Annotated in this window: 10 protein-coding genes; 5 read left to right on the top strand and 5 right to left on the bottom strand. The window is 66.0% G+C overall.

Annotated features, from left to right (window positions below):
• Window positions 1-2: 2 nt before the first annotated feature.
• Window positions 3-89, top strand: coding sequence for an IS3 family transposase (locus tag MTX34_RS26165; RefSeq protein ID WP_374640167.1), 87 nt, complete (start codon window positions 3-5; stop codon window positions 87-89).
• A gap of 111 nt (window positions 90-200) precedes the next feature.
• On the opposite strand, the gene MTX34_RS20780 is transcribed toward MTX34_RS26165, so the two are convergent.
• Both MTX34_RS20780 and MTX34_RS20775 read right to left on the bottom strand, forming a co-directional pair.
• Window positions 201-533, bottom strand: coding sequence for a metallopeptidase family protein (locus MTX34_RS20780; protein ID WP_243595862.1), 333 nt, complete (start codon window positions 531-533; stop codon window positions 201-203).
• Window positions 534-546: 13 nt separating this feature from the next.
• A complete protein-coding gene (locus tag MTX34_RS20775) occupies window positions 547-1,632 on the bottom strand; it encodes a septum formation family protein (RefSeq protein ID WP_243610648.1) in 1,086 nt (361 codons plus the stop codon).
• A gap of 34 nt (window positions 1,633-1,666) precedes the next feature.
• On the opposite strand from MTX34_RS20775, the gene MTX34_RS20770 reads away from it, so the two are divergent.
• Window positions 1,667-2,059, top strand: a complete 393-nt coding sequence (locus MTX34_RS20770) for an ankyrin repeat domain-containing protein (RefSeq protein WP_243595864.1) — start codon at window positions 1,667-1,669, stop codon at window positions 2,057-2,059.
• An 11-nt stretch (window positions 2,060-2,070) separates the two neighbouring features.
• A complete protein-coding gene (serS, locus tag MTX34_RS20765; protein ID WP_243610647.1) occupies window positions 2,071-3,324 on the top strand; it encodes a serine--tRNA ligase in 1,254 nt (417 codons plus the stop codon).
• Between the two features lie 7 nt (window positions 3,325-3,331).
• Here the strand turns inward: serS and MTX34_RS20760 are convergent, their stop codons facing one another.
• Entirely contained in the window at window positions 3,332-4,201 is an 870-nt protein-coding gene (locus tag MTX34_RS20760) for a hypothetical protein (protein ID WP_243610646.1), read from the bottom strand.
• A gap of 87 nt (window positions 4,202-4,288) precedes the next feature.
• Here MTX34_RS20760 and MTX34_RS20755 point away from each other — a divergent pair, with 87 nt between their 5' ends.
• Window positions 4,289-5,029, top strand: coding sequence for a 1-acyl-sn-glycerol-3-phosphate acyltransferase (locus MTX34_RS20755; RefSeq protein WP_243610645.1), 741 nt, complete (start codon window positions 4,289-4,291; stop codon window positions 5,027-5,029).
• Window positions 5,030-5,038: 9 nt separating this feature from the next.
• The gene (locus tag MTX34_RS20750; RefSeq protein WP_243610644.1) at window positions 5,039-5,524 is read left to right on the top strand and encodes a GNAT family N-acetyltransferase; all 486 of its coding nucleotides are present in this window, start codon (window positions 5,039-5,041) and stop codon (window positions 5,522-5,524) included.
• Here MTX34_RS20750 and MTX34_RS20745 read toward each other — a convergent pair whose 3' ends face one another.
• Both MTX34_RS20745 and MTX34_RS20740 read right to left on the bottom strand, forming a co-directional pair.
• Window positions 5,525-6,976 carry a cell wall metabolism sensor histidine kinase WalK gene (locus MTX34_RS20745; RefSeq protein ID WP_243610643.1) on the bottom strand — a complete coding sequence of 484 codons (1,452 nt, stop codon included), beginning with the start codon at window positions 6,974-6,976 and terminating at the stop codon, window positions 5,525-5,527.
• Window positions 6,973-7,656: a response regulator transcription factor gene (locus tag MTX34_RS20740; protein ID WP_243595870.1), complete on the bottom strand. Its 684-nt coding sequence runs from the start codon at window positions 7,654-7,656 to the stop codon at window positions 6,973-6,975. The genes MTX34_RS20745 and MTX34_RS20740 overlap by 4 nt, the downstream gene beginning before the upstream one ends.
• Window positions 7,657-7,769: the final 113 nt, after the last annotated feature.

Genomic DNA, 7,769 nt, shown 5'->3' with positions numbered 1-7,769 from the left:
ACATCGACTGGTTCAACAATGACCGCATCTCGCTACGTCTCGACGGCCTGAGCCCGGTGCGATACCGAGCCCAGGCCCTCGCAGCCTAGGATTTGCTTTAGCAGTCCAACCCACGGGGTCCAGTGCAATGCAGTGGTCCATTCACGCGTCGGGGGATGCGGACGGGTGTGCGTTTGGGTGGGGTGAGGGGGCGAGTGCCGTCAGCCGAATCCGAGTTGATGTAATCGTTCGTCGTCGATGCCGAAGTGATGTCCGATTTCGTGGGCCACGGTGATGGCGATTTCGCGGCGAGCCTCGATGGCGTCGTCGACCATCTCGAGGATCGGTTTGCGGTAGATCGTGATGACGTCCGGCAAGTGTCCGCTGTACTCGTAGCGTTCGGTCAAGGCGATGCCCTCGTACAACCCGAGGATATCTTCGGTCGGGTGTTCCTCCTCGACGAGGACGACCACGTTGTTCATAAAGTCGGTGAGTTCACGCGGCAGAGTGTCGAGGGCGTCGGACACGGCTTCCTCGAAGTCGACGCGGGTCATGTGGGTGGGAATGTCACCCTCCGGTGGTGATAGGTGCGGCACCGGGCAACGGTGTCGGCAGTGCGCGGCCGTCGGGAGCGGCGGGCGGCGGGACGGGAGCGGCACCGTTGATGAGGATGTCGCCCTTGGCGGTGCCGACGATGGTCGCGAAGCCGCCGGAATCGAGTTCCTTGCCCACCGAACACGTCACCTGGCGACTTCCGGCGAGCCAGCTCGCGACGTCGATCGTGTCCCAGAACAGGGTGAGCGTCTTGTCGCGCAAGGCGGTGTCCGAACCGAGGTAGCCATTGACGGCGTCGGTGCACGTGCCTTCCAGATACGCGTCCTGATCACCCTCGGACGGGTGCCCGCCGGGGAACTGCTGCGTCAGGTTGATCACCGACGCCACCTCGTACGCGTGCGGGGCCGAGCAGTCCACTGGATCCGCCGGCACGTTCTGATCGATGCCGACGCACGTACCGGTCGGCCAGACCTTCGACTGGTCCTGGTCGAGGATCGAACCGGTCATCTCCATCAGAGTTCCGGTGTTCGACGGCATCTGCACACCGCAGCGCAACGTCCGTTCGCCCTTGGCCCAGCCGGTCTGGCTGGGGAACATCAGTCCGACGCCGAAGCGTCCGCTGGGATCGAACTTCGCACCGACGTAGTCGTCGACGGCGGCCGCGCAGTGTTCGTCGCGCAGCTCGCCGAACCGGATGGAACCGGGGTACGTCGATCCCGGACCGAACTCGACGCCGGGGTAGACGCTCATGTCGATGTCGCGGGCAACCTCGAAGCGATGGGGATCGGCGCACGAAACCTCGGCGAGGTCCTGTCGGTCGGTCTCCGGATCATCGGTGGGCGTCCACTGCAGGCACGTGCCCGGATCGGCCGCACCGAAGGATGTCGCCGACACCGGTCCGTCGGTCGCGGGCCCGGTGGCCGTCGTGTGGGTGGTGATCTTCTCGGGCGGGGAGAACCCGTCGGAGAACAGAACCGTCGCCCCCGCAGCAAGGACCGCGCCGACCGCAACCATGGCGAGCCCGCGTCGGGCGGTGGTCGAAGACAGTGTTCGTCGAGACTTCTCGCCCGTCGGGGGGTCTGATTCGTGTACGGACATCACCCTCCATCATGCCCGAGTAGGTTCGGTCCTCATGAGCGACCCAACACGTGACGACGACCTCAGCGAGCTTGCCGGCCGACTGTTCGCCATGGCCCGCACCGGCGACGCGGCCGCGCTCGCGAGTTACCTCGACGCAGGCGTCCCGGTGAATCTGCACAACGAGTCGGGCGACACGCTGGTCATGCTGGCCGCCTATCACGGGCATGCCGACGCGGTGCGCGTGCTGGTCGAGCGCGGTGCCGATGTGAACAAGTCCAACGACAAGGGACAGACTCCACTCGCCGGGGCAGTGTTCAAGGGTGAGGACGAGGTGGTGCGTGTTCTCGTCGACGGTGGAGCCGACCCGCACGGCGGTCACCCGTCGGCCGTCGATGCTGCGACGATGTTCGGACGCGAGGACTACCTGGGGTTGCTCGGCAAGTAAGGTTCCCTCTCGTGATCGACCTGAAATTCCTTCGCGAGAACCCCGACGCAGTGCGCGCCTCGCAGCGCACCCGAGGCGAGGACCCCGCTCTCGTCGACGCGCTACTCGACGCAGATGCAGCGCGGCGTGCCGCAGTGCTCGCAGGCGATCAGCTGCGGGCAGAGCAGAAGGCGCTGGGAAAGCAGGTAGGTAAGGCCTCCGCCGAGGACCGTCCAGGTCTGCTCGCCGGGGCTTCGGAGCTGGCTGCCCGAGTGAAGGCGGCCCAGGCCGCCGAAGCCGAGGCCGACGCGGCCCTCGACACAGCCCACCGCGCGATCTCCAACATCGTTCAGGACGGCACGCCCGCAGGCGGCGAGGACGACTTCGTTCTTCTCGAGACCGTCGGACAGATCCCGGAGTTCGACTTCGAGCCCAAGGATCACCTCGAACTCGGCGAGGCACTGAACCTGATCGACATGGAACGCGGAGCCAAGGTCTCGGGCTCACGCTTCTACTTCATGACCGGCTACGGCGCGCTGCTCCAGCAGGGTCTGCTCCAACTCGCTGCCCAGAAAGCCGTCAAGAACGGCTTCACGATGATGATCCCGCCGGTGCTGGTACGGCCGGAGATCATGTCGGGAACCGGATTCCTCGGAGCCCACGCAGACGAGATCTACCGACTCGAAGCCGACGACCTCTACCTCGTCGGAACCTCCGAAGTCGCTCTCGCGGGCTACCACTCGGGCGAGATCATCGACCTCGCCGACGGCCCGAAGCGATATGCCGGATGGTCGTCGTGCTTCCGCCGCGAAGCAGGCAGCTACGGCAAGGACACCCGCGGCATCATCCGAGTCCATCAGTTCGACAAGATCGAGATGTTCTCGTACATCAAGCCCGAGGACGCAGCCGCCGAACACCAGAAGCTGCTCGAATTCGAGAAGGAGATGCTCGCGGCCGTCGAGGTGCCCTACCGCGTCATCGACACCGCAGGCGGCGACCTCGGCTCCTCGGCTGCCCGCAAATTCGACTGCGAGGCATGGGTTCCCACCCAGAAGGCCTACCGCGAGCTGACCTCGACCTCGAACTGCACCACGTTCCAGGCCCGACGCCTCGGCGTGCGCTACCGCGACGAGAACGGCAAGCCGCAGACCGCGGCGACGCTCAACGGCACCCTCGCCACCACCCGCTGGATCGTCGCGATCCTCGAGAACCACCAGCAGGCCGACGGTACCGTCCGGGTCCCCGAGGCCCTCGTACCCTTCGTCGGCACGGACGTTCTGAAATAGGACTCGCTCAGGCGATGTCGCCGATGCAGTAACCCTCGCCGCCGACGGCCAGTACGAAGGTGCGGTTCTGGTACACCCCGGACGCGTCGATGATGTCTGCGTTGACCTGGGTGTAGATGCCGTTCTGCCCGGTGACGAACACGCTGTCGGGATCGAACGAGGTGATGCCGGGCAGGATGTTCGGGTTCTCCACCAGCGGTGGGGCAGTGGGGACACCGGTACCGAGGGGGTCCCAGGTCTGTCGACCGTCGCAGACGAGCGGGAAGTTCTCTTCCACATCGTCGGGGGCGACGGGCAGCCCGGCGAGACGACCCAGGTAGCGGTCGACGGTGTAGACGGCGTCCGCCGCGTCGAACACAGGGGCCGTGCCGGTGGCGTAGACGGTGGGGCACGCGTAGCCGGACGCGATCTCACTGCGCTTCACACTGACCGTAGCGGTGGGCCCGGTCCACGTGACGGCGAACTGGCCGTCGACGCCAGGGGTGGCAACGGCAGCGAGAATCGCGGCGGTGTCGACGTACATCGTCGGGATGTCGGTGGGCGGGACAGTCCAGCACCGCGCCGTGACGACGCCGATACCGCCACCGGTCAGATCGTTGACGAACGGCCGCAGCGCCATCGCAGCGTCGGGGTTGCCGGGAACCTCGCCGACGGGTGGGCCGGGCGGGATCGGTGGGGGCGTGGTGGTGCTCGCAATGGCCGTTGTCGGAGTTGTCGTCGACGTCGTTGCCTCGGTGGTGTTGCTCGTCGCCCCGGACTGTTCGGACGGCAGTCCGACTGCGGAATCGCAGGCTCCTACCAGGGCGAGAGTTGCGATCAGCGGCAGCGCGGTTCGGACTACCCGGGTCCGCCCTGGTGATGCCGCACTGTTCTTCACGTCGTTTCTCCCCCGTTGCATTCTGGCCGGACCTGTCATCTCCCGGACCTTTTGTCCGGCATCGTCCACCGACTACGCTAACGGACTGTGGAACCCGTCTACCGATCAGTCATCGGCATCGCTCGTGCAGTGTTCGCGTTCGAGGGCCTGAAATTCGAGGTCGAGGGCGAGGAACATATCCCTGCCACCGGTGGAGCCGTCATCGCCGTCAACCACACCGGATACATGGACTTCACCTACGCCGGACTACCGCCGCGCCGGGTGAAGCGCTACATCCGGTTCATGGCGAAGAAGGAAGTCTTCGACAACAAGATCTCCGGGCCGATCATGCGCGCGCTAAGGCACATCCCCGTCGATCGCGGGGCAGGAGCGCAGTCGTACAAGGCAGCCGTGGCGAGCCTGCGCGACGGCGAGCTCGTGGGTGTGTACCCGGAGGCGACCATCAGTCGCAGCTTCGAGATCAAGGAATTCAAGTCCGGCGCAGCGCGGATGGCGATCGAGGCAGGCGTGCCGATCATCCCGACGGTCATCTGGGGTGCACAGCGCGTGTGGACCAAGGGCTACCCGAAGCGACTGGGCCGCACCAACACTCCCATCTCGATCGCCGTCGGTGAGCCGTTGGCACCGGTCGGCCCGCCCCAGGAGCTGACCGACCGGCTACGCACCGTGATGCAGAAGATGCTGCTCGAGCTACAGGAGAACTACCACCACGAGCCGGGCGCGTACTGGGTTCCGGCCCGATTGGGCGGCAGCGCTCCGACTCTCGAAGAAGCGGACGAGCTCGACGCCCAGGATCTCGCAGCGCGTGCTGCCAAGCGGGCCGAGTAGAGCTTCGCGATGAACCTTCGTGGTGAGCGGGTCGTGTTGCGGCCCGTCACCGCGGAGGATGTGCCGGAGCTGCGCCGAATACTGCACACCCCCGAGGTGTACGCGCGGTGGAGCGACGAGGACGCCGACGAGAACTGGCCGTTCGACAACCCCGACGAACACCGCCTGGTCGTCGAATTGGACGGCGCGGCAGTTGGGTTGATCCAGTACGGCGAAGAGACCGATCCGATGTACCGGCACGCGTCGATCGACGTCTTTCTGGATCCGGCAGTGCACGGCCGCGGTATCGGACAGGACGCCGTGGGCACCCTGGTGCGATACCTGACCGTCGAACTGGGGCATCATCGGCTGGTGATCGACCCGGCCGCCGACAACGCGGTAGCGATAGCCTGTTACAGCGCAGTCGGTTTCGAGCCGGTCGGCATCATGCGCAAATACGAGAAGGGGCCGACCGGCTGGCACGACAGCCTGCTGATGGACTTGATCGTCGAATAGCTATCGGTGGTTCGCCGGAGTGGACCCCGCGGAACGACCGGTGAGGCCAGGCAGTATCAGGCGGAACCTCGCGCCGGTAGGCCCTGCGGCGCAGACGAGTTCGCCGCCATGAGCGCGCGCCAACGTTCGTGCGATCGAGAGGCCGAGCCCGACGCCTCCGGAGGATCGGTCGCGTGCCGAGTTCAGTCTGACGAGCCGCTCGAAGATGCGTTCGCGGTCTGCCTCGTCGACGCCGGGACCGTCGTCGTCGACGGTGACGAACGCGTGTGTATCGGCCCCTGTCGTCACTCGGACGGAACCTCCGGGCGGCGTGAATCGAGCGGCGTTCTCGAGGACGTTCGAGAGAATCTGCTCGACGCGGCCCACGTCCACCCGGACCGGCACCGGTTGCGATCCGTCGACCTCGAACCGAACCTGAGGGGATAACAGTGCCGCGCGCTCGACGGTGCGCCGCGTAATGTCGGCGAGATCCTCGTCCGCCAGTTCCAACTCCGAAGTGTTCTCTGCACGAACGGAATCGAGCATGTCGCCCACCAAGCGGGAGGCCCTGCTCGATTCGCCGACCAGCAGCTCGCTCCACCTCCCGACCCGATCGGGACGATGCTCGACATCGCGCTGCAACGATTGCGCCAACGCCGAGATCCCGGCGACAGGAGTGCGCAATTCGTGTGCGGCGTCGGCGAGGAATCGGCGCATCTCGTCCTCTGCTCGCCGCGCCGACTGCGCGGCGGCAGCCTCCTTACGCTCGGCGTCCTCCAGGGCGTCGAGCATTTCGTCGACGGCGGAGGCGGTACGGCCCAGGTCCGTCTTGGGCTTCGACGGTAGTAGCCTTCTCCCTCTGTCGCCGTTGGTGATTCGACGAGCGACGGCGGTCATCGAATCCAGTGGTGACAGTGCGCGCCGCACGGCATAGGTGAGCGTGGCTGCGGCCAACAGCAGCGTCACGGCTCCGGCAGCCACCATCAGGATGCGCAGTTGTCGGCGAACATCGGCGATCGCGGTGGTGTCGCCGAGTAGTGACAGCGTCGAGCCATCGGGCAACGATTCGGTGATCTCGAACGAATCCGACGGGGGTGCAGGGGGATCGGGAGGCGAGGGAGGGCCGGGAGCTCTCGACTGCCCGGCAGGCGGAGCCGGGGTTGCGGGCCGAACATCCGGTCCGGGCGGCCCGGTGCCGGGAGCGCCGTAGACCGTGCCGTCCGCAGTGGTGACACGAACTCGGATGGCGTCGCCCTGGAGGGACTGCACCAGATCGCCGGGTTCGACGCCGCTCTCCACGAGTTCGACGGCCCGGGTTGCTCGGTCGGTCAACCGAGCTTCCAGATCACGCCGAAGCTGTTGACCGAGAACGACATCCACCGACACGCCGACTATCAGCAGCAACACCGCGAACAGAACGACGACGGTGGCGACCACCCGCGTGCGCAACGAGGGCGTGGGCGTGCGGTTCACTGCGGAGCCCGCAATGCATAACCCAGGCCGCGGACGGTATGGATCAACCGCGGCCCATGCGCTTCCATCTTGCGACGCAACGCACTGATGTGCACTTCCACCAGGTTGCCGTCGTACGCGCCGTAGCCCCAGACCGATTCGAGGATGGACGTTTTCGAGACCGTGCGGCCACGCTGGGCGACGAGGAAGGTCGCCAGGCGGAGCTCGGTCGCCGTCAGATCGAGGACACTGCCGGCGCGGGTGACGACCCCCGCGGATTCGTCCACCAGTAGATCGCCCACCTGGATTGCGTCCGACGATCTGCCCCGTCTGCGCAGCACCGATTTCGCTCGTGCCACCACCTCGTCGAGCTGAAAAGGCTTGATCACGTAGTCGTCTGCGCCATCGCTCAGTCCGCGCAGCCGGTCTTCCAGCCGGTCCTTCGCGGTGACCATGATGATTCCGGCGTCGGTGCTCTGCCGAACGACGTCGATCAACGCGAACCCGTCCCGCGCGCCGGGCAGCATGACGTCGAGAATCACGACATCGGGGCGGAAGCCTGCCATCGTGGTCTCGAAGTCGTCGCCGTCGGGCAGGGACGCAGCCGTGAATCCTGCGTCCTCGAATGCGGCCACCAGTGCTTCTCGGATGGGCAGTGAGTCCTCCACCACCATCACCCGGGGAGCGGAACTGTATGTCATGCCTCGATTGTCACCCACCAGCTGAAGTGATCCTGAAGATGCGCCCGGCTTCAGGGTGACTTCAGCTAGCGGCGGCAGTGTCGATGACAGACCGAAACGAACGACACAGTCCG

The sequence above is a fragment of the Rhodococcus sp. ARC_M5 genome, from assembly GCF_022810405.1.
In the GTDB taxonomy this organism is placed as follows: Bacteria; Actinomycetota; Actinomycetes; order Mycobacteriales; family Mycobacteriaceae; genus Rhodococcoides; species Rhodococcoides navarretei.
The sequence above is the reverse complement of the archived record's forward strand: the minus strand, read 5'-3'. Positions and strand labels throughout refer to the sequence as shown.